The sequence below is a fragment of the Flavobacterium sp. 40-81 genome, assembly GCF_001898245.1.
GTDB classification, from domain to species: Bacteria; Bacteroidota; Bacteroidia; order Flavobacteriales; family Flavobacteriaceae; genus Flavobacterium; species Flavobacterium inviolabile.
Window position 1 is genome coordinate 293,034 of sequence record NZ_MKTM01000041.1, and the last position, 25,866, is coordinate 318,899.

The following is a 25,866-nucleotide window of genomic DNA, read 5'->3' on the forward strand; positions in this document are numbered from 1 at the left end:
ACAAAAGCGCCAATCCTGAGGATTGGCGCTTTTATTATAGGACCAGTAGTCCGAAGTCCCGAAGCGTATTGATTGGCTTGGAGTACCAGAAGAGTTCGAAATCTTCCTTATCCGAGTTTTCATAATCACTTTTCACTTCGTTAAACGTAAATACTTTGGTATTCGCTACCGAAATTTTAGGCAGCAGCTCTTTCAGCCAGTCGGCTTCTTCTTTATTTACCTGTATTGTAAAGCTTTCTTTTTTATCGTGAAAAGTCAGGCTTGCCATTTCAAACTGTCGTCCTTTTTTGTTTTTTGTAAAATAGGAAACTGCCGGCTTCCCTCCTGTCCATACGATCTTGGCGCTGGATTTTACGGTAAAGTTATCCTCATCCTGCAATGCATTGTAGATATAATCGTGGGGAACTTTCGTTCGCGGTATTTTAAATTCAAACCAGTCCTGCAACGGGTAATCAAAACAAATCCCATGCATATAATTGAACAGGGATTTTTTCAGTCCGAAACTAAACCGGTCGTGATCGGTGCCGGTTGTATCGATATGTACAATATCGTTATTGGCAAAAGAACCAATGGTATCCGTTTCTTTCTGTACGCCAAATTTTTCAGGATACATTCCAACCGGGCTATGAGCCGTCATTGCAAACTGATGCCAGAATCCGGATTGCAGGATTCCTAATTCAAACAATTGGCGCACCATTTCCAGGCTGTCTATTGTTTCCTGGGCTGTTTGCGTAGGGAAACCATACATCAGGTAAGCATGTACCATGATACCGGCTTCGGTAAAATTGCGGTTCACTCTTGCCACCTGCGCCACGGTTACTCCTTTCTGGATCAGTTCCAGCAAACGGTCCGAAGCAACTTCCAGTCCGCCGGAAACGGCAATACAGCCGGAAGCTTTTAGCAACAGGCAAAGGTCTTTGGTAAAACTTTTTTCAAACCGGATATTCGTCCACCAGGTAACTGCCAGTTTTCGTTTCAGGATTTCCAGGGCTACCGCTCGCATTAATGCCGGCGGTGCAGCTTCGTCTACAAAGTGAAACCCGTTCTGTCCTGTTTGCGCCATCAGTTCCTCCATTCTGTCAACCAGCATTTTGGCGGCAATTGGTTCGTAAACCTTTATATAGTCTAATGATATGTCACAGAAAGTACATTTTCCCCAGTAGCAGCCGTGCGCCATCGTCAGCTTATTCCAGCGTCCGTCGCTCCACATACGGTGCATCGGGTTCACGATTTCAATAACCGAAATGTATTTATCAAGCAGTAAATCGCTGTAATCCGGTGTTCCTACTTCGGATTGTTTATAATCCCGGCAGGCAGGATTATTGATATAGGTTACTTCCCCGTCCGATAAGACAAACGTCCGTTTCAGGGCTTCTTTCGGCAATTTGCCTTCCACATAAGCGATCATGTTTTCCACCGGCGCTTCTCCGTCATCCAATGTTATAAAGTCAAAGAATTCCATCACCCTCGTATCCGTAAGGGAGCGCAATTCCGTATTGGGAAAACCGCCGCCCATGGCTACCTTGATTTCCGGATGGTGCTTTTTTATCCATTGTGCGCAACGAAAAGCACTGTACAGATTTCCGGGAAACGGCACTGAGAAAGCCACTATTTCCGGCTGAATCTCCTGTAGTCTTTCCTCCAGAAGCTGTAAGGTGATCTGATCGATATAGGTGTATTCCTGCTGAAGCGTGGCATGCAGTTCGTCAAAAGAATTGGCGGAACGGCCTAAGCGTTCTGCATAACGGCTAAAGCCAAAATGCGGATCGATACATTCCACTATCAAATCTGAAATATCTTCCAGATAGAGCGTTGCCAGGTGCTTCCCTTTGTCCTGTGTTCCCATCGTACCAAAAGCCCAGTCCAGTTCTTCCAGCTGTGCAAAGCGGGACGCTTCCGGAAGGAAATCTTCCTGGCAGATCAAATGGGATAAGGTTGGATTTTTCCCTTGCAGGAATAAGATAACCGGATCAATCGTCTTGATATATTCGTCCTGTAAAGCAATAATACGCTGACTGTTTTCAGAATATTGCTGTGCTTTGCCTTCAATTTCGGCAAACAGGCGGATAAGTCCTTCTTTGGAAAACAATTTCAGGATCACTTCGATACCCAAATCCGCCTGGAAAGAGGAGATATTTTTGGTATTCAGAAAACCTTTCACATAAGCTGTTCCCGGATAGGGTGTGTTGAGCTGTGTAAAAGGCGGTGTGATTAGGAAAATTGTTGTCGGCATCTTTACGTTACTTCATTGAGACTGCAAAAGTATCACATTTTTAAAAATAAATCAGCTTTATCAACGATACATCAACGGCTGCTTATAATGCCACCGTTTCTATAGCGTTTAGTTTGTCGACATACAAAACCGTTTCCTGATTTTCATGATCGCCGGAAAACATTGGCAGGAATTTCGCGCCATAGACAATCTCCTTAAAAGTATAAGATGTTCGTTTAACAACCGTAGTACTGAACATATCGTCGAAAACCTTGATAAAAACCAGTACTTCACCCTGTTGTTTTTCAAAGTCTTCTTTACTAAAAGCCGCCAGCGGACTGCTCTCCGTGATAGGGTGCACCAGAGTCCAGCTCAGCGTCAGCATATTGATCTTATCCAGTTCCAAATCCAGCGTAAAGAATTTATTTACTTTCTTTCCGTCTTCTTCAAAATTCAGCCCTAACGTAACTTTTGCTTCCGCTTCCATCAGGTTGGTATTTTTATAAGGTGTTAGCCGGATCATTAAGGCTTTGGAGTCTTTATAGGGAGCAATTACCGCAATATCCGAAAAACGGACCAGTGCTTTCGGCTTACTGAATCTTCCGTAAAACAAGCCGGTCGCTATGGCAAAGCTCAGCAATCCGAACAGCGCTTCCACGGAAGCGACAAAACTGGAGGCAAATCCGGTCGGACTGATGTGTCCGTAGCCCACAGTCGTAAAAGTCTGTGCACTGAAAAAGAATGCCTGACCGAATTGATTGAGCGGTGTGACGGCATTGATACCCTGCAGGTGTTCCACCCCGATGCCATAGTAAATACAGGCAAAAAGAAAATTAACCGCCAGGTAAAAGGCAAAAATGATAAACATGAATTTCCAGCGCTTCACTTCGATCATTGCATGGTACCAGCTTATTTTTTCTGCCCGTCCGATACCGACTTTCCTCACATTCGCATTTCCGTTTTTATTTACAAAACGCCCGGCATAACCGGAGGCATTCACTCCAAAGCCGGTGTTCTCATCCGCTTTAGCCCTGGAATTTATTTTCTTTAGAAAAGCCATAAGGTATATTTTAAGTAAAGCTAAAAAAAATCCGATTTCCACTATTCGGGAAACCGGGATAATTTTCACATTGCCGTACATCCATTCCGGCAATTATCCGTTTTTGTCATATTCCAATAAAAAAAGTCCCGATAAATCGGGACTCTTCAAATATATATTGTCGTATTATTTACTTAAATACATTTTTCTTCTGGAGTACAATTCGTAGAACTGATCGTCTTTCAGGTCATCGATAAACAAGATGCTTTCTCCTGTGGATTTCATTTCCGGTCCTAAAGCTTTGTTTACATTTTTGAATTTGCTGAAAGAGAATACCGGCTGCTTGATGGCATATCCTTTTAACTGCGGGTTAAAGGTAAAGTCGGTTACTTTCTTTTCACCCAGCATTACTTTTGTCGCATAATTTACATACGGCTCCCCATACGCTTTAGCGATAAAAGGAACGGTACGGGATGCTCTCGGGTTTGCTTCAATGATGTATACGGTATCGTCTTTAATAGCGAACTGTATGTTGATCAGACCTACTGTTTTTAGTGCCAGGGCAATTTTGTGGGTATGGTCTTTGATTTGCTGCATCACAAACTCTCCTAAGTTAAAAGGCGGTAATGTCGCATTACTGTCTCCTGAGTGGATTCCGCATGGCTCGATATGCTCCATGATTCCGATGATGTACACGTTTTCTCCGTCGCAGATAGCATCTGCTTCCGCTTCAATAGCTCCGTCAAGATAATGGTCTAACAACAGTTTATTATTTGGAATTTTACGTAGTAAATCCACCACGTGCTCTTCCAGTTCTTCTTTGTTGATAACGATCTTCATTCCTTGTCCTCCCAATACGTAAGATGGTCTTACCAATAAAGGGAAGTCTAATTTATCGGCTAATTTTGATGCTTCGTCTGCACTTTCTGCTACTCCAAATTGCGGGAAAGGAATTTTTAATTCTTCCAGTAATTCCGAGAAACGTCCTCTGTCCTCAGCCAGATCCAGTGCATCAAAACTGGTTCCGATGATTTTAACGCCGTATTTTGACAGTTTTTCAGCCAATTTCAAGGCTGTCTGCCCGCCTAACTGCACGATCACCCCTTCCGGTTTTTCATGACGGATAATGTCGTAGATATGTTCCCAGAAAACCGGTTCGAAGTACAGTTTATCAGCCGTATCAAAATCGGTTGAAACCGTTTCAGGATTACAGTTAATCATGATGGTTTCATAACCGCATTCTGCTGCTGCCAATACACCGTGTACACAGGAATAATCGAATTCGATCCCCTGTCCGATGCGGTTTGGTCCCGAGCCCAGTACAATTACTTTCTTTCTGTCGGTTACAATACTTTCATTGTCTACATAACGGGTTCCGTCTGCTTTTTCAATTTCTGCCTCAAATGTAGAGTAGTAATACGGTGTTTTTGCCTTAAACTCGGCCGCACAGGTATCTACCAGTTTGTACACACGTTTTACACCCAAATCCTCACGAAGTCTGTAAATCTGGCTTTCCAGACAGCCTAACATGTGTGCGATCTGTCTGTCGGCAAATCCTTTTTGTTTTGCTTCCAGCAACAGTTCTTTGGATAAGGTATCGATATTGTATTTTGAAATTTCTTTTTCTAAAGCATACAGTTCTTCATATTGTTTTAAGAACCACATGTCAATTTTGGTAATCTCATGAATTCTGCTCAATGGAATTCCCATGGCAATCGCATCATAAATCACGAATACACGATCCCAGCTGGCGTGCGTCAGCTTATCAATGATCTGATCGTAATTGGTATATCCTTTTCCGTCTGCACCCAATCCGTTGCGTTTGATCTCCAGCGATTGTGTTGCTTTGTGCAATGCTTCCTGGAAAGAACGCCCGATTCCCATTACTTCTCCTACGGATTTCATCTGCAATCCTAAGGTTCTGTCGGCTCCTTCAAATTTATCGAAGTTCCAACGCGGTATTTTTACGATTACATAATCTAATGTAGGCTCAAATAAGGCCGATGTTGATTTTGTAATCTGATTTTCCAATTCATCCAATGAATATCCCAATGCCAGCTTGGTTGCAATTTTAGCGATCGGATAACCGGTTGCTTTTGAAGCCAATGCCGAAGAACGGGACACACGCGGGTTAATTTCAATGGCAACAATATCTTCCTTTTCATCCGGAGAAACGGCAAACTGCACATTACATCCTCCTGCAAAGTTTCCGATGCTGCGCATCATCAAAATTGCCATGTCACGCATTCTCTGGAACGTTCTGTCTGATAAGGTCATTGCCGGAGCAACGGTAATACTGTCGCCGGTGTGGATACCCATCGGGTCCATATTTTCGATCGTACAGATAATCACGACATTGTCGTTTTTATCCCGTAACAATTCCAATTCATATTCTTTCCATCCCAAAAGTGCTTTATCAATCAACACTTCGTGGATAGGTGACGCTTCCAGTCCTCTTGTCAGCAAATCGTCGAAATCCTCTTTTTTATGTACAAAAGCGGCTCCGGTTCCTCCTAAGGTAAAGGACGGACGGATTACCAGCGGAAAGCCGAATTCCTGAGCAATTTCTTTTCCTTTAAGGAATGAGTTTGCTGTTTTTGCCGGCGCTACCGGAATTTCAATTTTTTCTAAAAGCTGTTTGAACTGCTCTCTGTCTTCTGTAACATTAATGGCATTGACATCAACACCAATCAATTTTACATTAAAATCCTGCCAAATTCCTTTTTCGTCTGCTTCCAGACATAAGTTCAACGCTGTCTGTCCACCCATAGTCGGTAAAACAGCATCGATCTGCGGATGCGCTTTAAGGATTTCTATTATTGATTTTGTAGTTAGTGGTTTTAAATAAATATGGTCCGCCATGGAAGGATCCGTCATGATCGTTGCCGGATTTGAGTTAATCAAAATAACTTCAATTCCCTCTTCACGAAGCGATCGCGCCGATTGTGATCCGGAATAGTCAAACTCGCAGGCCTGACCGATAACGATAGGTCCTGAACCAATAATTAAAACCGATTTTATTGAATTGTCTTTAGGCATTGTGTTGTGTTGTATGTAGTTGTATTTATTTTTAACGAAAAGATATAAAAAAAGGCGTTACCATGAATTAGTAACACCTTTATTAACGATTTTAATAAATCATTATTTTTTATGTCTTGGCTCAGAAGAAACCGTTAACTTATGTCTTCCTTTAGCTCTTCTACGCGCTAATACTTTTCTTCCGTTAGCAGAAGCCATTCTTTCCATGAAACCGTGTTTGTTTCTTCTTTTTCTTTTTGATGGTTGAAACGTTCTCTTACTCATTGCTTTTTATCTTTAAATCGTGTTTTTAAAATAACAGGTCAGCTTTGAAAATTCTGTCGCTTCAAAACCGAGTGCAAATATACAAAGACTTTTATTTCTGACAAGTGCTTTTAAAAAAATATTTTAAATTCCTTTTGATAATATTATCTTTTAAGCAATTCTGCCTGCTATATCAAGGTTTTTTAACCTTCTTTGAACAAACTTATTTCGCCTGCTCATTTCATTTTATTACATTTGCAAACCTAAATACAAAAATACTATGTTTCACAGAAATATCAAACTAATCTTAGCTGCATTAATCATTGCATTAGGAATCTGGCAATTCACCGAAAACAATATTGGAAACGGTATCTTTTTAATACTTTTTTCCTCCATCTTTATTTTACTATATTTCAAAAACGAATTCATATTATTAGCCTTTTTAAAACTTAGAAAACAGGATTTTCCAGGAGCACAAAAATGGCTTTCCTATATTAAAAACCCGGAAACTGCTTTAATTAAAAAACAACAGGGGTATTACAATTATCTACACGGATTAATGGTTTCGCAGACAAATTTATCGGCGGCTGAAAAGTATTTCAAAAAAGCGATTGAATTAGGTTTAAACATGGATCAGGATTTAGCTTTAGCGAAATTAAACCTTGCCGGAATTGCAATGACCAGAAGACGAAAACTGGAAGCGACCAATCTTCTTAACGAGGCTAAAAAACTGGACAAACAGAACATGCTGAAAGACCAGATTAAAATGATGAAAGATCAGATGAAAAAAATGTAATAACATTTTGATTATCAAAAATATAAAACGCCTTTTCGGGCGTTTTTTTTATGCCCGGCACGCAACCAAACGGTTTTAGGAACATCTTATAGTCAGATACGTTTATTTACGGCAAAAAATGCCTAACTTTACTACTTAAAGCGTTGGTTATGAAGAAATTTTACGTAACAAACATAGCTTTACTTCTCCTATCTTCTACAGTTCCTGCTCAAGATAACGGCACTATTTTGTTTTCGTATACCCTGCACAAAAACATCCGGCTGTATTCTAAAAAATCCGATTTAGCCTATACCAAAGGTGATATTGACCGGGGTACTTTTCTTTTTGATTCTCTGGTTAAGAACCAATTAACCGGAACAACATTCGACAATTTCAGCTTTAAGCGCCTCAAAAAAAGCCGCCTGTACTTAAACAGCATTAAAAAACCTGTATTCCTGATTACGTATGCCTCGTGGTGCGTCCCGTCTAAAGGAGAAATTCCGGCCTTAAACAAACTGGCACAGCGATACGGAAAAGACATCCAGTTTATTGTGCTGTACTGGGACCGTAAAAACAATATTAAGAAGATTGCCAAAAAATTCAACAGCCGCATTGAAGTGTGCTATGCCCACGAAACCTACAACAAGGATGCTTACCTGGTATCGACCCTGAAACATACTTTAGGTTTTCCTACATCTTATTTTCTGGATGAGAATTTAAAAGTAGTCAATATCAAGCGCGGCGGTGCCATCCTTACCGAAAAAGCAACCTTTGCCAAAGCGCTTGATTTAAACTACAGAACATTCCAGGAGGGACTGAGCTGCCTGCTCATCAATGTCGATTCCCATTCCCAAAGACTGGCTAAGCACTAACGCTTATAGCCTTCCAAAGGGATATCGATGGTATATTTTTTATTCGGAGCTACGACCAGTTTTTTATCGCGAAGCCACGGATTGTGAATTTTCAGGATCTTATAATTAATGCCCTGCTCTATCGCAAACAAGGCCAGGTCATCAATAGTAGCCGTCACCTCAACCTTTTTTACCGGTATTTGCTGATACAATACCTCTTTAGGCAAATCATAGCCGTATTTCACCTGGTTCTTCATGATTTCTTTCAGGGCTAAAATCCTGAAAACATAACGGGATGTTTCATCATTTAAAAGCAAATCGTAATAATCCGTTACTTTCTGACTCTCGATCTGCTTGTTCACGCCGTTCATACCGCCGTTATAGGAAGCCGCAGCCAGCGTCCAGTTACCAAATTTATCTTTAGCCGAAAGCAGGTATTTACAAGCCGCTTCCGTTGATTTTTCCAGATGGTAACGTTCGTCTACATATTCGTTCACTTCCATTCCTTTTTCTTTGGCTGTTTCCGGCATAAACTGCCATACGCCACGCGCTCCCGCAGAAGAAACGGCATTTACCAATCCGCTTTCAATAACCGCCAGGTATTTAAAATCATCCGGAACACCATACTGTTTCAGTATCGGCTCAATTACCGGAAAAGCCCTGTTGGCTCTTTTAATCACCAAAGCAGTTGTTGCATGCAGGTTCACATTTACCAGCAATTCCCTGTCCAGTCTTTCTTTTACATCCGAAAGCGACATCGGCACCTGTTCGCCGGCAAAATCAATATTAGCCGGTAAATACACATGGTTCTTTACATCTACTTCCGTTCCGGTTCCGGTGGAGGTCCAGTGGATTAAAACACCACTGGTTATTATTACTGCTGCTACTATAGCCGTTCTTTTGATTCTGTTCATTTTGCTTTTTTATTTTTTTACATTTCCTTCTACAATCAGAGAAGGTAAATTACTGTTTAACCACCTGAATTTATTCAGTATCATCACATGTGTTCCGCCTTTAATAACAATAGCATCCTGTATGTTTTTTATTGGAAACACCTCGTCGGCATCACCGTGAATGTGAATCACCGTTGTGTCACACTCTGTCCGGCTCCAGGTAACCACCTGTTCCAATGCCCAGTCCAGATAGCGTTTATCCCTCATGGACAAAAACTTCTCGTACAGCTTTATCCGGCCTTTTGCCGTTTCGCCAAAAGCATATTTTGCCAGTACTTCAATATTCCCGAACAAACTCGTCGGAACCAGTTTGTAAGCTCTGGTTGTTTTTGCAAGTTTGATGCGTTTCGGAAATTCAATCTTTGTTTTAACACTGGATATAATGATCGTTCGTCTAACCGGAATTATTTTCGCTATTTCCTGCACCAGTATCCCGCCAAAGGAAACACCCACCAAAACAGGCTGCGCTTCCGTTATTTTTTCAGCCATCCGTTTCGCATAGGATTGCAGGCTTTCTTTAGGCTCCGGCAAAAACCATTCCAGTAAATGCACTTCAAACTGATCTTCCGGTAATTGGATATGTTCAAATATAGATGGATTGGCGGCCAATCCGGGCATAAAATAAACAGGTATTTTACTCATTATCTGATGTTTTAACGCTTTACTAACGCAAATTCTGATGATTTTTTCCGAATTTTGCATAAAAATAATTCATTCCGAATGATTTTACAATCTCATTTCGCTTTAAATTATTATCAATTTATTTCTTCGATATGAATACACTACATTATGGAAATTAAAGACAACGAATTATTAAGACAATTCGAGAATCACACCGAAACCGGGCTATTAGCCGTTGAATATGCTATTCAAGAACGAAAATTATTTTTAACCAAACTCAATCATGCCGAAAATCAGGATCCCGAATCCATCAATGAGTTTTTAAAAAGCGTTATGTCCATTGCCGAAGAGAGAAAACTTCGTGTCGTACCCACACATCCCAAGATTACTTCTTTTTTTAGAAAAAATCCGGTTTACAAGGAATTGCTTCCGCCGGGAATTAAAATATAAAACATTAAAAAAGCTCGTGTTGATCACGAGCTTTTCTTTTATCTTAAAAACCGGGGTTTATACCGGGACATTCCGGAATTCCATACGAACCATTCCGTCTTCGTCAATTTTAGTTAAGCGTATATCGTGCAGCGTATTAACCAGTTCCGGATTCCATGGCGTTTTCACCTTTACATAGTTTTCTGTAAATCCATGGATATAGCCTTCTTTATTTTCTCCTTCAAACAACACGGTACGGTTGGTTCCCAGCTGGCTTTCATAGAACGCTCTTCTTTTTTTAACCGATAGCCCTCTCAGCATTTTACTTCTTTTGCTTCGCACATTCATCGGCACCACACCTTCCATCATGACCGCTTCGGTATTATCCCTTTCCGAATATGTAAACACGTGCAGATAAGAAATATCCATTTCATTCAGGAAGTTATAGGTTTCCAGGAAAAGCTCATCTGTTTCACCCGGAAAACCAACAATAACATCCACCCCGATACAGGCATGCGGCATCACTTCCCGGATTTTAGCAACACGGTCCTGATACAATTCCCGCAGGTATCTTCGTTTCATTTTTTTCAATATCGTATTGCTTCCGGACTGTAACGGAATGTGAAAATGCGGCACAAAAGTTCTGCTTTTCGACACAAAATCAATCGTTTCATTTTTCAGCAGGTTCGGCTCGATAGACGAAATACGCAAACGTTCAATTCCCGCTACTTCATCCAGTGCCTGCACCAATTCGTAAAAAGTATGTTCGTGTTTTTTATTCCCAAACTCTCCTTTTCCATAATCCCCGATGTTAACACCGGTAAGCACAATCTCTTTAATGCCCTGTTCCGATATTTCTTTGGCGTTTTTCAGCACATTATCCATCGTATCGCTACGGGAAATCCCTCTTGCCAAAGGAATCGTACAATAGGTACATTTATAATCGCAACCATCCTGAACTTTCAGGAAAGCACGCGTTCTGTCGCCAATGGAATAACTGCCCACATAAAAATCGGCATCTTCAATCTCACAGGAATGCACTTCTCCCATGTCGTTTTTGGACAGGTCGTTGATATAATCGGTAATCTTAAATTTTTCGGTGGCACCCAAAACCAGATCCACTCCATCCACCGCAACCAGCTCTTCCGGTTTTAGCTGGGCATAACAACCCACAGCCGCCACAAAAGCTTTATCGTTATTCTTAAGTGCTTTTTTTACAATCTGCTTGAACTGTTTGTCTGCATTCTCTGTTACCGAACAGGTGTTAATCACATAAATGTCGGCGATATCCTCAAAATCCACACGATCAAAGCCTTCGTCCTGAAAACTGCGCGCAATTGTTGATGTCTCTGAAAAATTCAGTTTACATCCCAACGTATAAAAAGCAACTTTTTTTCTGTTTTCCATAATGATAAGCTACTTATGAAGTAGTAACTTTAGTTATATTTACATCTTTTTAAAAAAGAGTTTGCAAATTTACATACAAATTTCGGTTTGGTAAAATCCATAAGGACATTTGTATAGCTAATTCACAACATATTAAGACTTTACAAGAACAGCACCGTATTTTTTATTTAATGAAATCAATAATCTTTTACATATCAACATTTTGCCTTTCCCTTTTCCTTGTTTCCTGCGGAAAAAACAGCACCGAAGGAAAAGAACATCTGGTTTTCCGGTATAACGAAAGTGCAAATGTGAGCTCCCTTGATCCGGCTTTTGCCAAAAGCCAGGCAATCATCTGGCCTTGTAATTTACTTTTTAACGGATTGGTGCAACTGGACGACAGTTTGCACATTCAACCTGACCTTGCCAAAAAATGGATGATTTCCAATGATGGAAAAACCTATACATTTACCCTGCGAAACGATATTTACTTTCATAAAAACAGTCTTTTCGGAAAAGACAGCACCCGCACCGTTAAGGCTTCCGATTTTGAATACAGCCTGAAACGACTGCTGGATGAAAAAGTAGCCTCACCCGGCGGATGGATCTTGCAAACGGTGGAAAGTATGCAGGCAAAAAACGACAGTATTTTTGAAATCCGGTTAAAAAAACCGTTTCCTGCTTTCTTAGGTTTATTATCGATGAAATATGCATCGGTAGTTCCGAAAGAGATAGTTGACACACCGGGTTATGACTTCCGGGCAAAACCGGTTGGCACCGGACCTTTCCGGTTAAAACTCTGGGAAGAAAACGTAAAACTGGTACTGCGCAAAAATCCGCTGTATTTTGAAAAAGATGAAAAAGGCGTATCGCTTCCGTACCTCGAAGCCGTAGCGGTCACTTTCCTGCCGGACAAACAAAGCGGCTTTTTACAGTTTGTCCAGGGAAAACTGGATTTTGTTTCCGGTCTGGATCCTTCCTATAAAGACGAGATCCTCACCCAGGACGGCACTTTACAGCCCAAATATAAAAATGATGTCAACCTGATTACCGGTGCCTACCTGAATACCGAATACCTTGGCTTCCGAATGGACGGAACCGACAAAACAATTCTGGACAAACGCATCCGCCAGGCGATGAATTACGGTTTTGACCGTAAAAAGATGATCCTTTACCTCCGAAACGGCATGGGTACGCCGGCAACCAGCGGAATCATTCCGGCCGGATTACCGGGTTATAACCATCAGCAAGGATACGATTACAATCCAGTAAAAGCAAAACAGCTGATCTCGGAATACAGGAAAGCGACCGGAAATACCAAACCGACCGTTTTTTTAACGACCAATGCGTCTTATATTGACATTACCGAATACCTGCAGCGGGAATGGCAGAAAATCGGGCTGGACGTCCAGGTCGATGTCACGCCGCCGGCAACATTGCGCCAGGCGATTGCCACCGGAAAAGTTAGCTTTTTTCGCGCCAGCTGGATAGCCGATTATCCCGATGCCGAAAATTACCTTTCCCTGTTTTACAGTAAAAACTTTGCCCCGAACGGCCCGAATTATACCCATTTTAAAAATGAGGCATACGATGCGCTATACGAGCAGGCTTTTTTAGAAACCGACAACGAAAAGCGCTATGCTTTATACCAGAAAATGGATGCCATCATTATTAATGAAGCGCCCATCATTCCTTTATTCTATGACAGAGTAGCCCGTTTTACGCGCAAAAATGTACAAAACTTAGGAATTAATCCTTTAAATTTATTACAGCTGAAAAGAGTAAAAAAGCTACCGCCGGACAATTCCTAATTCTTTCCGAAATTCCGGATTAGATTGCCTCCATTTATTTAATTTTTATAAGCAAAAGGATGAAAATTCTAATAATAGAAGATGAAAAAGGGCTTCGAGAAGTCATACAGCAATCGCTCGAAAAAGAGAAGTTTATTGTTGAAACTGCGGCGACATTTAACGACGGACTGGACAAACTGGGCAGTTATGATTATGACTGTGTTGTGGTGGACATCATGCTTCCGGACGGCAACGGTCTTGATTTAATTTCGGAAATCAAGGCAATTCATAAAAAAGAGGCTATCATTATCATTTCGGCCAAAGATGCGGTAGACGATAAAGTAAAAGGGCTGGACATTGGCGCCGACGACTACCTGAGCAAACCTTTTCACCTGGCAGAATTACACGCGCGTATCAAATCGGCGATACGCAGAAAAAGCCATAACGGCGATACGCTGCTACGCTGGAACAACATTTCCCTATCACCGGAGCAACGCCTGGTAAAGGTAGACAACGAAGAGCTAACGCTAAACCGGAAAGAATTTGACCTTTTGTATTATTTTATCATCAATCCGAACCGCCTGATCAACAAAACCGCCCTGGCGGAATATGTATGGGGTGATTATATCGACCAGGCAGACAATCTGGATTTTGTGTATTCCCAGATCAAAAACCTGCGTAAAAAATTAAAAGATGCCGCTGCCGAGATAGACATACAGGCTGTTTACGGCATCGGTTACAGAATGAGCTAAACATGAAACTTCAGGTCTATACATTACGCTATCTGCTCATTGCCTTACTGGGTGTTATCGCACTTTGGGCAAGCCTTTTCTATATGGTTATCCTGGAAGAAGTGTATGACAATATAGACGACGGCCTGAAAAACTCCAAGCTGCTGATTATCCGGAAAGTGAATGAAAACCCGAAGTTTTTAACGAATTACGAATCGGAAATCAACCAGTTCACGATAAAACCACTGCCCAAAGGCAATTACCCGGTTTACAATGACGACGACGATGACGATCCTAACGATGTGTTTGTAAATTCCCATCAGTATATGGAATATGACGACGATTACGAACCGGTACGCCTTTTAAAAACAATGTTCATTGCTGCCGACGGCAATCCGTATGCGCTCACCATCAGCGCTTCCATGGTGGAAGAGGATGAATTGCTCGAAGACCTGATGGCAGCGCTGATCGCTTTGTATATCATGCTGGTCGTGAGTATCATTGTTATTAATTATTTTATTTTAAAAAGAGTATGGAAATCCTTTCATGCGTTACTGGAAAAGCTTCGAAATTTCAAACTGGGAACCGGAACCGCTTTTACGGCACCACATTCCCCTATTGACGAATTTAAAGTACTGGGCAAGGAACTGGAAGGACTGTTACAGCGAAATGAAGCCACCTATGCGAGCCAGAAACAATTTATAGAAAATGCTTCTCACGAATTACAGACTCCGCTGGCGATCAGCATCAACCGCCTGGAATTGTATGCCGAGAACAATCTTTTAACGGAAGCCCAGATGGACGATATCGGGAAAATAACCGACACGCTTTCCCGTCTGGTCAAACTGAACAAATCACTGCTGATGCTTTCCAAGATTGAAAACAAACAGTTTCCGGATGAAGAACGCATTGATTTTAATGACCTGACGGCTAAAATTGTATCCGATTTTGAGGATTTTGCCGATTTCAAACAGGTAACCATCAGCATCACCCAACAGGAACCGTTGCTTTTCACCATGAATAAAGGACTGGCTGTAACCTTACTCAGCAATCTTATCAAAAATGCCATCCTGCACAATCACACCAACGGTACTGTAGCCATTTCGCTTTCCCAGAACCAGCTGAGTATCCGGAATTCGGGCACAGAAAAGGCACTGGATGCCAATTTTATTTTTAACCGGTTTTCCAGACACAGTACAAACGAGCATTCCACCGGCTTGGGCTTAGCCATCGTAAAATCAATTATTTCGACCTATAATCTAAAAATTTGTTATAAATTTGAAGAAGGACATGTTTTTACGATTACGTTCCCCTAAATAAATAAAAAACATTTTTCCGGTTTTTCCCAATTGTTTCCTAATTCCGATTGTAATCTTGTATCAAATATTAAAATCAATCAAATATGAAAACATTATCAAATTTCCGTTTTGCAAGCCTTATTATTTTATTTACGCTTTTTACAGGAGTAACAGCAAATGCTCAAAAATCGAACATCACACTGTCTCAGTTACCGGCTACCGCGCAGGATTTCCTGAAGAAACATTTTCCGAAGCAAACGCCTAATTATATTTTAAAAGACGAAGAGACGTTCTCTTTGGATTATAAAGTACAGCTTGCTGATGGTACCGAAATCGAGTTTGACCGAAAAGGCAACTGGGAAGAAATTGACGGAAACGAAAGACCTATCCCAAACACTGTAGTACCTGCTACGATTGTAACGTATATCCAGAAAAACTACAAAGGGGCTTCGATTGTAAAAATCGACAAAGGTACCTGGGATTATGAAGTGGATCTGGACAACGGTCTTGAATTGAAATTCAACAAAAGCGGTGAATTCCTTAGAATTGACAAATAATAACCGCTTCCTATAAAAAAAGCCTCATCTTTTGATGAGGCTTTTTTATGACCCGGATTTATCGTTTGGGTGCCAGCATGTTTTCCGGATTTAAAATATCATCCAGCTGTTCTTTGGAAAGGATGTTGTGTTCCAAAACCAGATTATACACGCTTTTACCAGATTCTAAAGCTTCTTTGGCAATCTTGGTACTATTTTTATACCCGATATACGGATTTAATGCGGTTACTATACCAATGCTGTGCAGTACCATTTCGCGGCAATGCTCCACATTTGCCGTAATACCGTCAATACATTTAAGACGCAGTGTGTCCATACCGTTCGCCAGTAAAGCCATCGATTCCATAATGGCATAGGTTAACACCGGCTCCATAACATTCAGCTGCAGCTGACCTGCTTCGGCAGCCATCGTTACCGTCAGGTCGTTCCCGATAACACGGTAACAAACCTGGTTCATCACTTCCGGAATTACCGGATTTACTTTCCCCGGCATAATGGACGAACCCGGCTGCATGGGCGGCAGGTTGATCTCATTAAATCCGCAGCGCGGTCCGGAAGACAGCAAGCGCAAATCGTTACAGATTTTAGAAATTTTAATGGCCATTCTTTTCAATGCCGAAGAATAGATCACATACGAACCGGTATCCGGTGTGGCTTCAATAAGGTTAGGTGCCGAAACAAACGGATGCCCGGAAACTTTCGCCAGATTCTCCGCACAAAGCTCGGCATATCCCGGAACGGCATTCAATCCGGTTCCAATGGCTGTCGCTCCCATATTGATTTCAAAAAACAACGCCGAATTTTGGTTTAACCGGGCAATTTCCTCTTCCAGGTTTGCCGCAAACGCTTCAAATTCCTGCCCTAAGGTCATTGGAACCGCATCCTGTAACTGGGTTCTTCCCATTTTTAATACCGTTTTGAACTCCTCTCCTTTTTTACGGAAAGCAGCAATCAGTAATTTTAAATGTTCAATTAACTGGATATTGGCATTTATTGTGGCTAATTTTATCGATGTCGGATACGCATCATTGGTTGATTGCGAAAGGTTAACATGGTCATTTGGAGAACAGTACTGGTATTCGCCTTTCTGGTGTCCCAACAGCTCCAAAGCCCTGTTGGCAATCACTTCGTTAATATTCATATTTGTCGATGTTCCGGCACCACCCTGAATCATGTCGATTGGAAATTCCTTGTCGAACTTCCCGTCTATCACTTCTTTGGCAGCCTTAACAATCGCCTCTTTTAATTTCTCTTCCAATAGTCCCAATGTAAAATTGGTTTCGGCAGCAGCCCATTTCACATAAGCCAGTCCTTTTATAAATTCCGGAAACTGATACAGCTTCACGCCCGAAATATGAAAATTATCAATCGCTCTTTGGGTCTGAATCCCATAATATGCATTTTCAGGAACGTTTAAGTCCCCTAACAGGTCGTTTTCAATTCTATACATTTTATGCTATTTTTAGTATTAAAATTACATTAAAGGTACTTTTTATTTTAGAGATACTTCTTTATGAATCGTTAAATTTACAGCCATAAAATAAAAAACCACAACCGTTATTACAGTTGTGGTTTCCTATTTTTAAGGTCTTACTATCCTATTATTCTTTTCGCCATTTTTTGGTTTCCTCAAATACGTGTTCTAAAATTGCCGCATCCTGTTCTGTGAATTCCACATTGCGTCTTGACATTACAATTTTAGCCGTATCAAAAGCTTTTTTGGTGATATAGGTGGTAAAACCGGCGGCTCCGCCCCAAGAGAAACTCGGCACGAAATTTCTCGGGAAACCGCTTCCGAAGATGTTTGTACTCACCCCCACAACCGTTCCGGTATTGAACATGGTGTTGATCCCGCATTTACTGTGATCGCCCATCATCAATCCGCAAAACTGTAATCCGGTTTTAGCAAATCCTTCCGTTTCATAGCTCCACAGTTTTACTTCTTCGTAATTGTTCTTTAAATTGGAGTTATTACTATCGGCACCAATATTACACCATTCTCCCAAAACCGAATTTCCTAAAAATCCGTCATGTCCTTTATTCGAATAGCCAAACAGTACCGAATTATTCACTTCTCCTCCAATTCTGGAGTGCGGCCCAACAGTTGTTGCACCATATACTTTGGTAGCCAGTTTTACCTGTGCTTCTTCACAAAGAGCAAACGGACCACGAATAACCGAACCTTCCATTATTTCAGCATTTTTACCAATATAAATAGGACCGGTTGCTGCATTTAATGTTACAAATTCCAGTTTGGCGCCTTCTTCCAGGAAAATATTTTCCGGCGCAATGACATTCACACTCTTTGGAATGGGCTGTGATGTTCTGCCTTCGGTTAACAATTCGAAATCTTCACGAAGGGCAATATCGTTTTTCTGGAAAATATCCCAGGTGTGTTCTATTTTGATACAATCGTTTGTGTATTCGATAATTTCATACGAATCAAAATCTACTTCTTCCTGAGTATCCTGCGTATAAAAAGCGATTACGTCATCCTTGTGAAAAATAGCCTGATTCGGTTCCAGATTCACCACCATTTCCGTCAGTATCTCATTGGGCAAAAAGGAAGCATTAATCATAATGTTCGCTTCCATTTCCACCATAGGGAATTTTTCCATTAAATATTCCTCCGTTAAGGTGGTCGTAGTGTACCCCAGGTGTTTTTCCCATTTTTCTCTAATGGTCAGAATCCCGATTCGAATATCGGCTACCGGACGGGTAAAAGTAAACGGAAGTAACGCTTCGCGAACCGTTCCATCAAAAAGTATGTAGTTCATTTGTATCTGTTCAAGATTAGAATGTACCAAAGTTACAAAGTTTCGGTCAGATAAAAATAAAAAAAGCCTTCCGGAATGGAAGGCTTTCTTATTTTTTGAACACTTATTATTTACTAAATTTAGCGTATTTGTTTTTGAATTTATCAATACGTCCTGCAGTATCGATAAGTTTAGATTTACCTGTGTAGAAAGGGTGAGAAGTTCTGGAGATCTCCATTTTGTACACTGGGTATTCAACACCATCAACTTCGATAGTTTCTTTAGTTTCTACTGTAGATTTTGTGATGAAGATATCTTCGTTAGACATATCTTTAAACGCTACTAATCTGTAATTTTCTGGGTGAATTCCTTTTTTCATGATAAATCTTTATTTGTGGCTGTAATCCGTTTTGAAGCTTCTATTTTTCAAAAAGGTATAAACGTCTCACAACTTTTTGTTTATAAACTTTTTTATTTTCAGGTTGCAAATGTACAACTAATTTTGAAATATCAAATCTTTAGCTCTATTTTTTTAAGTAGCTGCCTGCTATATTTTTTAGCTATCCTATAAAGGTAATTCTTATATTTGTAAATTAATTAACCTAAACCAAAATTTATGAATAGTATCATTAAAAAAAACGGGATTAATTTCGGCCTGATAATGGGTATCTTTTCCATTTTAGTAACAACTCTGATATACGCTATCGACATTTCTCTATTTGTGAATCCGATGATTGGCATTTCAAGTATTGTGATATACCTGATTCTGGGAATATGGGTTGTTTCCAAAACAAAAAAAGAGCTTAACAAAAGTATCACTTTTAAAGAGGCTTTTACCGTTTATTTTTTAGCGGCCGCTATAGGAGCAACGCTTTCTGTAGTATTCAATATTATTTTATTTAATTATATCGATCCTGCTGCTAAAGACACTATTCGCCAGCTGACTATTGATTATACGGTTGACATGCTTAGAAAATTCAGTACTCCGACTGCAACGATAAAAGAAACGGTTGAAAAATTAAAAGAATCAGACAACTATAGTATTGTAAGCCAATTAAAAGGTTTGGTATTCAGTCTTGTTTTCAGTGCCATTTTCGGAGCAATTTTAGCACTGATTTTTAAGAATAGAACCAATACTTTAGAATAATAAAATAAATGAATTTATCCATTATAATTCCTTTACTAAACGAAAGTGAATCACTTCCGGAATTGCATTCATGGATTTCAAAAGTTATGACTGCCCACCATTACTCCTATGAAGTTATCTTTATAGACGATGGCAGTACCGACAGTTCCTGGCAATTGATTGAGCAGTTAGCTGCCCGGAATCCGAATGTAAAAGGAATTCGTTTTTTACGAAATTACGGAAAATCGCAGGCGCTGCATGCCGGTTTTGCAAAAGCAGCCGGTGATGTTATCATCACTATGGATGCCGATTTGCAGGACAGTCCTGACGAGATTCCCGAATTATACAATATGATTACCAGCCAGAACTACGATTTGGTTTCGGGCTGGAAAAAAAAGCGCTACGACTCTGTAGTAGCCAAAAATTTACCTTCAAAATTATTCAACTGGGCTGCCCGAAAAACATCGGGCGTTCAGTTGAACGATTTTAACTGCGGACTAAAAGCCTATAAAAACATCGTTATTAAAAATATTGAGGTTTCGGGCGAAATGCACCGCTATATTCCGGTTCTGGCAAAAAATGCCGGTTTTGGAAAAATTGGTGAAAAAATCGTTATTCACCAGGCCCGTAAATACGGATCGACAAAATTTGGTATGGAACGTTTTATCAACGGTTTTCTGGATCTGATTACCATCTGGTTCTTATCCCGCTTCGGAAAACGCCCGATGCACCTTTTCGGCGCTTTAGGAGTTTTAATGTTCCTGATCGGTTTTTTATCGGCCGGATACATTGGTTTTATAAAGCTTTACAGGCTGTACCACCATCAGCACACCATTTTAGTAACCAGCAATCCCTGGTTTTATATTGCGCTGACTACGATGATTATCGGAACACAACTGTTTTTAGCCGGATTTTTAGGCGAAATTATTCTCCGTACCAAAAACAATGAAGAGCGGTATAAAATTTCCAATGAAGTGAATACCTGATTCTTGTTTACAAACTTTAAAGTTGAACAGCAATGCACATTGAACAAAACATATTAGATAAAGTAAATGTCTGGTTAACGCCAACATTTGACAAGCATACCCAGGAAAAAATCAAAGAAATGATGACTTCGGCTCCGAAAGAGCTGGAAGACAGCTTCTACAAGAACCTGGAATTTGGAACCGGAGGAATGAGAGGGATTATGGGCGTAGGAACCAATCGTATCAATCAATATACCTTAGGGAAAAACACGCAGGGATTATCGGATTATCTGAAGATTTCTTTTCCGGGTGAAGCCCTTAAAGTTGCGATTGCCTATGACTGCCGCCACAATAGCGACACTCTGGCAAAAGTGGTTGCCGATGTTTTTTCTGCCAACGGAATTAAAGTGTATTTATTTTCAGACATGCGTCCCACTCCCGAATTGTCTTTTGCGGTGAAACATCTTGGCTGTCATGCCGGAATTGTACTGACCGCTTCACACAATCCGCCGGAATACAACGGGTATAAAGTGTACTGGCAGGACGGAGGTCAGCTGGTTCCACCTCAGGACAAGGAGGTCATTGAAACCATTGAAGCACTGAATTACGATCAGATCCGTTTTGAAGCCAATAACGATTTAATTGAATATATCGATACCGCCATTGATGATGCTTTTATCAATAACGCTATCGAAAATGCCAGTTTCAACACTCCGGCTACGGCAAAAGACAAGCTGAAAATAGTTTTTACGTCCCTGCACGGAACGTCTATAAAATTAGTTCCGGATGTTTTGGAAAAAGCCGGTTACCCTCATGTTGAGATCGTTAAGGAACAGGCCGAACCGGACGGGAATTTCCCAACGGTAAAATCACCAAACCCGGAAGAACCGGAAGCTTTAACAATGGCTATGGCACTGGCCGAAAAGACAAATGCCGATATTGTTATCGGAACCGATCCGGACAGTGACCGTTTAGGCGTTGCCGTTAGAAATACCGTAGGCAAACTGATCTTATTAAACGGTAACCAGACCATGGTGGTTATGACCCATTTCCTTTTGAAACAATGGCGAAAACAAGGCAAAATAACCGGAACCGAATTTATTGGTTCTACCATCGTATCCACACCAATGATGCTGGAGTTAGCTTCTGCCTATGGCATTGAATGCAAAGTAGGACTTACCGGATTCAAGTGGATCGCAAAAATGATCAAAGACTTCCCGGATCAGAAATTTATTGGCGGCGGCGAAGAAAGTTTCGGTTTTATGGTGGGCGATGCCGTTCGCGATAAAGATGCCGTTACCGCTACGTTACTGGTTTGCGAAATTGCCGCTCAGGCAAAAGAAAGAGGCGCTTCCCTATATGAGGAACTGCTGCAGATGTATGTTGATTTTGGCTTCTATAAAGAACATTTAATTTCAATCACGAAAAAAGGTATTGAAGGCGCTAACGAGATCAAACAAATGATGGTTGCTTTACGGGAGAATCCGCTAAAAGAAATTAACGGAGAGCGCGTGGTTTTTATTGAAGATTATCAAAATTCGACAACAAAAAATCTTTTTACAGACGAAACAGGAACCTTGAGTATTCCCAAATCGAATGTTTTAATCTATTATCTGGAAGACGGTAGTAAAATTTGTGCCCGCCCAAGCGGTACAGAACCAAAAATAAAATTCTATTTCAGCGTAAATGCTGCCATAGAAAGCATTGATGATGTTGTTGAAGCTGAAGCATTCCTGGACGACAAAATCAAGAATATAATATCAGGAATGAATTTATCTTAAAAATGACTTACTTTAAACAAATATTCCGCTTTGCGATTCCGTACTTAAAATATGCGTACCTGAATATTTTATTCAACGTACTGTATGCCTTATTCAGTACTGTTTCGTTTATGGCATTAATTCCAATGTTATCGGTTTTATTCGGTGAAACCAAAAAAGTTACCGAAATACCGCAATACACCGGAATTGAAAACATTAAAGCGTACGCAGAAAATTATTTTAATTATTTCGTCACCACCACCTCCGAAGCCAAAGGCCTGGATTATACACTGGGTGTACTGGTAGTGATCATTATCTCGATTTTCTTACTTAAAAACCTGTTCAATTATATGGCACTTTTTTTCGCAACCTTCCTTCGAAACGGAATGCTGCGCGATTTAAGAAATGCCATGTATAAAAAAGCAGTGGAACTGCCGTTATCGTTTTTTTCAGAAAAAAGAAAAGGCGACACCATATCCCGAATCACCTGGGATGTGGCGGAAGTACAGGGCTCCTATTTATCCATCCTGGAATTAATTATCAAGGAGCCGCTAACGATTATCTTCACGATTGTTGCCATGCTGGTGATCAGCGTTAAGCTAACCATTTTTGTATTTATTTTTATTCCGGTATCGGGTTTTATCATCTCTCTGATCGGAAAACGTTTAAAAAAGCAGTCCTCTGTAGCCCAGCAGGAACAGGGTTTCTTTCTTTCCATTATTGAAGAGACCTTAGGCGGACTGAAAGTGATTAAAGGGTTTACAGCCGAAAGTTATTTCAATAAAAAATTCAGTACTTCGACCGATCGTTATTTTGAACTTTCAAACAAAATCATGAACCGTCAGAATATGGCTTCCCCGGTGAGCGAATTCATGGGAATCATGGTCATTGCGATTCTTTTATGGTTTGGCGGACACATGGTTTTAGTAGAAAAAACGTTATTAGGCGCGCAATTCATCGCCTATATGGGACTTGCCTACAACATTTTAACGCCAGCCAAAGCGATTTCCAAAGCTTCTTACGATATTAAAAGGGGTAATGCTGCTGCAGAACGTGTGCTTGAAATTTTAGAACAGGAGAATCCTATTGAAAATAACGCCAAAGCGATTAAGAAAGATACCTTTGAAGACAAAATAAGCATCCAGAACATCAACTTCCGCTATGAAGAGGAGAATGTACTGAAAAACTTCTCCCTTGAAGTGCCGAAAGGAAAAACCATTGCTTTGGTTGGACAGTCGGGAAGCGGAAAAAGTACTATTGCCAATTTGCTGACGCGTTTTTATGACGTACAGGAAGGTTCTGTAAAAATTGACAATATCAACATTAAAGATTACGACCTGCATTCGCTGCGCGGTTTGATGGGACTGGTAACCCAGGACAGTATCTTGTTTAACGATACCATTAAAAACAACATCCTGTTAGGAAAACTGGACGCTACCGATGATGAAATCATTGCCGCTTTAAAGGTTGCCAACGCTTATGAATTTGTAAAAGATCTTCCTAACGGTATCGAAACCAATATCGGGGACAGTGGTAACAAATTATCCGGCGGACAGAAACAGCGTTTATCTATTGCCAGAGCCGTATTGAAAAATCCTCCGATCATGATCCTGGATGAAGCGACTTCCGCATTGGATACCGAAAGCGAAAGACTGGTACAGCAGGCACTGGAAAACATGATGCAGAACAGAACTTCGGTTGTTATTGCCCACCGTTTGTCTACGATTCAAAAAGCAGACATGATCGTGGTAATGCAAAAAGGAGAAATTGTAGAACAAGGTACCCATGACTCGCTTTTAGCCTTAAACGGTACGTATTCCAAACTGGTTATGATGCAGTCCTTCGAATAAAACATTTTTAATGTACAGAAACGCTCCGAACATAACGCTTCCTGAAGATCCGGATACTATTATCTGGAAATACCTGGACTTGTCGAAATTTCTGGATTTACTGCTGTATCAAAAAATGTTTATGTCGCGTTCCGATAAGTTTGAAGATCAGTATGAAGGTACTTTTAGTGAGCCGACTTTTGAAGAGATTAAAAAAATAGCAGAAAACAATCCTAAATTTCTGCAATACTATAAGTCACATCGTGAAAATGTCGTTATCAGCAGTTGGCACACCAACGAATACGAATCTTTCGCGATGTGGCAAATTTTCACCAAAAACAACGAAGGTTTAGCCATCCAGTCTACCATCGGCAGGCTTAAAGAAGCGCTGGCTCCGGAAAAGCATTTTGAGCAGTATATTGGCGAGGTGAATTATATTGACTATAAAAAGGAGTACATTCCTTTTGACGATGCCTTCTTCCCTTTTTTGTTTAAAAGAAAAAGTTTTCAGTATGAAAAGGAAATCCGGATCATTTCGGATCTTACCTCCCAAAAAATGTCCATTAATGAAGGTTTAAAGATAAATGTAAACATCAACACCCTGATTGAAAAGGTTTACATTCATCCTAAATCGGAAAACTGGTATAAGAAACTGGTAATCGAACTGGTTACCAAACTCGGTTATGATTATATTACGATTGAAAAATCGGATCTGGAAAGCGATATCCTGATTTAGGTTTTATATCGGCATATATTCTTCTACTTTCCACTCTTTATCCAACAGGTTTACATAAAAATAGTGTACGGTATCTTTTTTATCGAAAGCGCCATTCTTATTGATATCCTCAATGGTTCTGAAATAAAGCCTGTTCTGAACTTCCACAATATTCCAGTCCAATAGTTCCTGTAAATCGTCAGACAGTTTGGTAAAGTTCGTTCCGTTAATATTACTCACGTATAACGCTTTAATATCATTTGCATCTACTTTATTATCACGATTCGTATCGGCATCTACCAACGAATAAACCAGGATCTGTTTTTTGGTTTTATCAGCGATTGTATTAAGATAAGTAGCTGTCTGAATCTGAATCGCCTTGTCCGTTAACGAATGTAGCGCGGTAGAGTCAATGTGCTGAAATTTTAGATTCTGGAAATAACCGGTAATTTCAAAACGGTTGTAATTTGAAATCGCATAGCTCACCGAGTTGGTTTTACTGGAACCATAACTGCTGCTTGGCCCGTCGTATACACGGATATCGCCAATAGCATGGATCAGGTATTTGGTTCCCTCCATATAAATGGGCAAATCGGCTATCTTAATCTGAGAAGAATCCCTTTTCACCTGACCGTTCACAGCACTTTTAGCTTCTTCATAAATTACTTTAGGTTTTTTGACTTCCTCTTTACAACTTATAAAAAGAAACGACAAAAGCAAAACGGCACATGTTACAATCTTTTTCATCTTCTGAAATTAAATGGTCATTCAAATATAAAACTTTTAAGCTG

At 40.4% G+C, this 25,866-nt stretch carries 23 protein-coding genes; 12 read left to right on the forward strand and 11 right to left on the reverse strand.

Going from position 1 to position 25,866, the window contains the following annotated elements:
- Positions 1–34 precede the first annotated feature (34 nt).
- The 4 genes from BGO42_RS17040 to rpmH form a co-directional block, all read right to left on the reverse strand.
- A complete protein-coding gene (locus BGO42_RS17040; protein ID WP_273243892.1) occupies positions 35–2,233 on the reverse strand; it encodes a B12-binding domain-containing radical SAM protein in 2,199 nt (732 codons plus the stop codon).
- Positions 2,234–2,315: 82 nt separating this feature from the next.
- On the reverse strand, positions 2,316–3,272 hold the full coding sequence (locus BGO42_RS17045) for an ion channel (protein ID WP_273243894.1): 957 nt from the start codon (positions 3,270–3,272) through the stop codon (positions 2,316–2,318).
- A 165-nt stretch (positions 3,273–3,437) separates the two neighbouring features.
- Positions 3,438–6,290 (reverse strand): carbamoyl-phosphate synthase large subunit, encoded by a 2,853-nt coding sequence (gene carB, locus BGO42_RS17050; RefSeq protein WP_273243896.1) that lies wholly within the window; start codon positions 6,288–6,290, stop codon positions 3,438–3,440.
- A gap of 102 nt (positions 6,291–6,392) precedes the next feature.
- Positions 6,393–6,554, reverse strand: a complete 162-nt coding sequence (rpmH, locus tag BGO42_RS17055) for a 50S ribosomal protein L34 (protein ID WP_026979292.1) — start codon at positions 6,552–6,554, stop codon at positions 6,393–6,395.
- 259 nt (positions 6,555–6,813) lie between these two features.
- Between rpmH and BGO42_RS17060 the strand changes: the two genes are divergently transcribed.
- On the forward strand, positions 6,814–7,329 hold the full coding sequence (locus BGO42_RS17060) for a DUF2892 domain-containing protein (protein ID WP_177735931.1): 516 nt from the start codon (positions 6,814–6,816) through the stop codon (positions 7,327–7,329).
- A gap of 149 nt (positions 7,330–7,478) precedes the next feature.
- Positions 7,479–8,180 carry a TlpA family protein disulfide reductase gene (locus tag BGO42_RS17065; RefSeq protein WP_273243908.1) on the forward strand — a complete coding sequence of 234 codons (702 nt, stop codon included), beginning with the start codon at positions 7,479–7,481 and terminating at the stop codon, positions 8,178–8,180.
- Here the strand turns inward: BGO42_RS17065 and BGO42_RS17070 are convergent.
- Positions 8,177–9,073, reverse strand: a complete 897-nt coding sequence (locus tag BGO42_RS17070) for a lytic transglycosylase domain-containing protein (RefSeq protein WP_273243910.1) — start codon at positions 9,071–9,073, stop codon at positions 8,177–8,179. The genes BGO42_RS17065 and BGO42_RS17070 overlap by 4 nt on opposite strands.
- A gap of 9 nt (positions 9,074–9,082) precedes the next feature.
- The gene (locus BGO42_RS17075) at positions 9,083–9,754 is read right to left on the reverse strand and encodes an alpha/beta fold hydrolase (protein WP_177735938.1); all 672 of its coding nucleotides are present in this window, start codon (positions 9,752–9,754) and stop codon (positions 9,083–9,085) included.
- Positions 9,755–9,901: 147 nt separating this feature from the next.
- Here BGO42_RS17075 and BGO42_RS17080 point away from each other — a divergent pair, with 147 nt between their 5' ends.
- Positions 9,902–10,183 carry a GNAT family N-acetyltransferase gene (locus BGO42_RS17080; protein WP_177735940.1) on the forward strand — a complete coding sequence of 94 codons (282 nt, stop codon included), beginning with the start codon at positions 9,902–9,904 and terminating at the stop codon, positions 10,181–10,183.
- A 57-nt stretch (positions 10,184–10,240) separates the two neighbouring features.
- Here the strand turns inward: BGO42_RS17080 and mtaB are convergent, their stop codons facing one another.
- The gene (mtaB, locus tag BGO42_RS17085; RefSeq protein WP_273243913.1) at positions 10,241–11,569 is read right to left on the reverse strand and encodes a tRNA (N(6)-L-threonylcarbamoyladenosine(37)-C(2))-methylthiotransferase MtaB; all 1,329 of its coding nucleotides are present in this window, start codon (positions 11,567–11,569) and stop codon (positions 10,241–10,243) included.
- Between the two features lie 170 nt (positions 11,570–11,739).
- Between mtaB and BGO42_RS17090 the strand changes: the two genes are divergently transcribed.
- The 4 genes from BGO42_RS17090 to BGO42_RS17105 all read left to right on the forward strand — a co-directional run bounded on the left by BGO42_RS17090 (position 11,740) and on the right by BGO42_RS17105 (position 15,924).
- Entirely contained in the window at positions 11,740–13,359 is a 1,620-nt protein-coding gene (locus tag BGO42_RS17090; RefSeq protein WP_273243915.1) for an ABC transporter substrate-binding protein, read from the forward strand.
- A gap of 59 nt (positions 13,360–13,418) precedes the next feature.
- Complete coding sequence (locus tag BGO42_RS17095; RefSeq protein WP_177735947.1) at positions 13,419–14,090, forward strand: response regulator transcription factor; 672 nt, start codon at positions 13,419–13,421, stop codon at positions 14,088–14,090.
- 2 nt (positions 14,091–14,092) lie between these two features.
- A complete protein-coding gene (locus BGO42_RS17100) occupies positions 14,093–15,385 on the forward strand; it encodes a sensor histidine kinase (protein ID WP_273243916.1) in 1,293 nt (430 codons plus the stop codon).
- Between the two features lie 86 nt (positions 15,386–15,471).
- Complete coding sequence (locus tag BGO42_RS17105; RefSeq protein ID WP_177735955.1) at positions 15,472–15,924, forward strand: PepSY-like domain-containing protein; 453 nt, start codon at positions 15,472–15,474, stop codon at positions 15,922–15,924.
- Positions 15,925–15,982: 58 nt separating this feature from the next.
- Here the strand turns inward: BGO42_RS17105 and aspA are convergent, their stop codons facing one another.
- From aspA to BGO42_RS17120, 3 genes are all read right to left on the reverse strand, one after another.
- The gene (gene aspA, locus BGO42_RS17110; RefSeq protein ID WP_177735958.1) at positions 15,983–17,374 is read right to left on the reverse strand and encodes an aspartate ammonia-lyase; all 1,392 of its coding nucleotides are present in this window, start codon (positions 17,372–17,374) and stop codon (positions 15,983–15,985) included.
- Between the two features lie 151 nt (positions 17,375–17,525).
- Positions 17,526–18,701 carry a GlmU family protein gene (locus BGO42_RS17115; RefSeq protein WP_177735961.1) on the reverse strand — a complete coding sequence of 392 codons (1,176 nt, stop codon included), beginning with the start codon at positions 18,699–18,701 and terminating at the stop codon, positions 17,526–17,528.
- A 106-nt stretch (positions 18,702–18,807) separates the two neighbouring features.
- A complete protein-coding gene (locus BGO42_RS17120; RefSeq protein WP_177735964.1) occupies positions 18,808–19,059 on the reverse strand; it encodes a type B 50S ribosomal protein L31 in 252 nt (83 codons plus the stop codon).
- Positions 19,060–19,296: 237 nt separating this feature from the next.
- Here BGO42_RS17120 and BGO42_RS17125 point away from each other — a divergent pair, with 237 nt between their 5' ends.
- From BGO42_RS17125 to BGO42_RS17145, 5 genes are read left to right on the forward strand one after another with little or no spacing between them, the layout of a single operon-like run.
- Positions 19,297–19,827 (forward strand): DUF4199 domain-containing protein, encoded by a 531-nt coding sequence (locus tag BGO42_RS17125; protein WP_177735967.1) that lies wholly within the window; start codon positions 19,297–19,299, stop codon positions 19,825–19,827.
- Positions 19,828–19,835: 8 nt separating this feature from the next.
- A complete protein-coding gene (locus tag BGO42_RS17130; RefSeq protein ID WP_177735970.1) occupies positions 19,836–20,792 on the forward strand; it encodes a glycosyltransferase family 2 protein in 957 nt (318 codons plus the stop codon).
- Between the two features lie 32 nt (positions 20,793–20,824).
- Positions 20,825–22,552, forward strand: a complete 1,728-nt coding sequence (locus tag BGO42_RS17135) for a phospho-sugar mutase (protein ID WP_273243920.1) — start codon at positions 20,825–20,827, stop codon at positions 22,550–22,552.
- Between the two features lie 2 nt (positions 22,553–22,554).
- The gene (locus tag BGO42_RS17140; RefSeq protein ID WP_273243921.1) at positions 22,555–24,381 is read left to right on the forward strand and encodes an ABC transporter ATP-binding protein; all 1,827 of its coding nucleotides are present in this window, start codon (positions 22,555–22,557) and stop codon (positions 24,379–24,381) included.
- A gap of 10 nt (positions 24,382–24,391) precedes the next feature.
- Positions 24,392–25,096 (forward strand): hypothetical protein, encoded by a 705-nt coding sequence (locus BGO42_RS17145; protein ID WP_177735979.1) that lies wholly within the window; start codon positions 24,392–24,394, stop codon positions 25,094–25,096.
- Between the two features lie 3 nt (positions 25,097–25,099).
- On the opposite strand, the gene BGO42_RS17150 is transcribed toward BGO42_RS17145, so the two are convergent.
- A complete protein-coding gene (locus tag BGO42_RS17150; RefSeq protein WP_177735981.1) occupies positions 25,100–25,822 on the reverse strand; it encodes a hypothetical protein in 723 nt (240 codons plus the stop codon).
- Between the last annotated feature and the right edge of the window lie 44 nt (positions 25,823–25,866).

Excerpts from the sequence above, each read along its gene's own strand:
- BGO42_RS17040 (WP_273243892.1), bottom strand. The coding sequence starts at position 2,233 with ATGCCGACAACAATTTTCCTAATCACACCGCCTTTTACACAGCTCAAC.
- BGO42_RS17045 (WP_273243894.1), bottom strand. The coding sequence starts at position 3,272 with ATGGCTTTTCTAAAGAAAATAAATTCCAGGGCTAAAGCGGATGAGAAC.
- carB (WP_273243896.1), bottom strand. The coding sequence starts at position 6,290 with ATGCCTAAAGACAATTCAATAAAATCGGTTTTAATTATTGGTTCAGGA.
- rpmH (WP_026979292.1), bottom strand. The coding sequence starts at position 6,554 with ATGAGTAAGAGAACGTTTCAACCATCAAAAAGAAAAAGAAGAAACAAA.
- BGO42_RS17060 (WP_177735931.1), top strand. The coding sequence starts at position 6,814 with ATGTTTCACAGAAATATCAAACTAATCTTAGCTGCATTAATCATTGCA.
- BGO42_RS17065 (WP_273243908.1), top strand. The coding sequence starts at position 7,479 with ATGAAGAAATTTTACGTAACAAACATAGCTTTACTTCTCCTATCTTCT.
- BGO42_RS17070 (WP_273243910.1), bottom strand. The coding sequence starts at position 9,073 with ATGAACAGAATCAAAAGAACGGCTATAGTAGCAGCAGTAATAATAACC.
- BGO42_RS17075 (WP_177735938.1), bottom strand. The coding sequence starts at position 9,754 with ATGAGTAAAATACCTGTTTATTTTATGCCCGGATTGGCCGCCAATCCA.
- BGO42_RS17080 (WP_177735940.1), top strand. The coding sequence starts at position 9,902 with ATGGAAATTAAAGACAACGAATTATTAAGACAATTCGAGAATCACACC.
- mtaB (WP_273243913.1), bottom strand. The coding sequence starts at position 11,569 with ATGGAAAACAGAAAAAAAGTTGCTTTTTATACGTTGGGATGTAAACTG.
- BGO42_RS17090 (WP_273243915.1), top strand. The coding sequence starts at position 11,740 with ATGAAATCAATAATCTTTTACATATCAACATTTTGCCTTTCCCTTTTC.
- BGO42_RS17095 (WP_177735947.1), top strand. The coding sequence starts at position 13,419 with ATGAAAATTCTAATAATAGAAGATGAAAAAGGGCTTCGAGAAGTCATA.
- BGO42_RS17100 (WP_273243916.1), top strand. The coding sequence starts at position 14,093 with ATGAAACTTCAGGTCTATACATTACGCTATCTGCTCATTGCCTTACTG.
- BGO42_RS17105 (WP_177735955.1), top strand. The coding sequence starts at position 15,472 with ATGAAAACATTATCAAATTTCCGTTTTGCAAGCCTTATTATTTTATTT.
- aspA (WP_177735958.1), bottom strand. The coding sequence starts at position 17,374 with ATGTATAGAATTGAAAACGACCTGTTAGGGGACTTAAACGTTCCTGAA.
- BGO42_RS17115 (WP_177735961.1), bottom strand. The coding sequence starts at position 18,701 with ATGAACTACATACTTTTTGATGGAACGGTTCGCGAAGCGTTACTTCCG.
- BGO42_RS17120 (WP_177735964.1), bottom strand. The coding sequence starts at position 19,059 with ATGAAAAAAGGAATTCACCCAGAAAATTACAGATTAGTAGCGTTTAAA.
- BGO42_RS17125 (WP_177735967.1), top strand. The coding sequence starts at position 19,297 with ATGAATAGTATCATTAAAAAAAACGGGATTAATTTCGGCCTGATAATG.
- BGO42_RS17130 (WP_177735970.1), top strand. The coding sequence starts at position 19,836 with ATGAATTTATCCATTATAATTCCTTTACTAAACGAAAGTGAATCACTT.
- BGO42_RS17135 (WP_273243920.1), top strand. The coding sequence starts at position 20,825 with ATGCACATTGAACAAAACATATTAGATAAAGTAAATGTCTGGTTAACG.
- BGO42_RS17140 (WP_273243921.1), top strand. The coding sequence starts at position 22,555 with ATGACTTACTTTAAACAAATATTCCGCTTTGCGATTCCGTACTTAAAA.
- BGO42_RS17145 (WP_177735979.1), top strand. The coding sequence starts at position 24,392 with ATGTACAGAAACGCTCCGAACATAACGCTTCCTGAAGATCCGGATACT.
- BGO42_RS17150 (WP_177735981.1), bottom strand. The coding sequence starts at position 25,822 with ATGAAAAAGATTGTAACATGTGCCGTTTTGCTTTTGTCGTTTCTTTTT.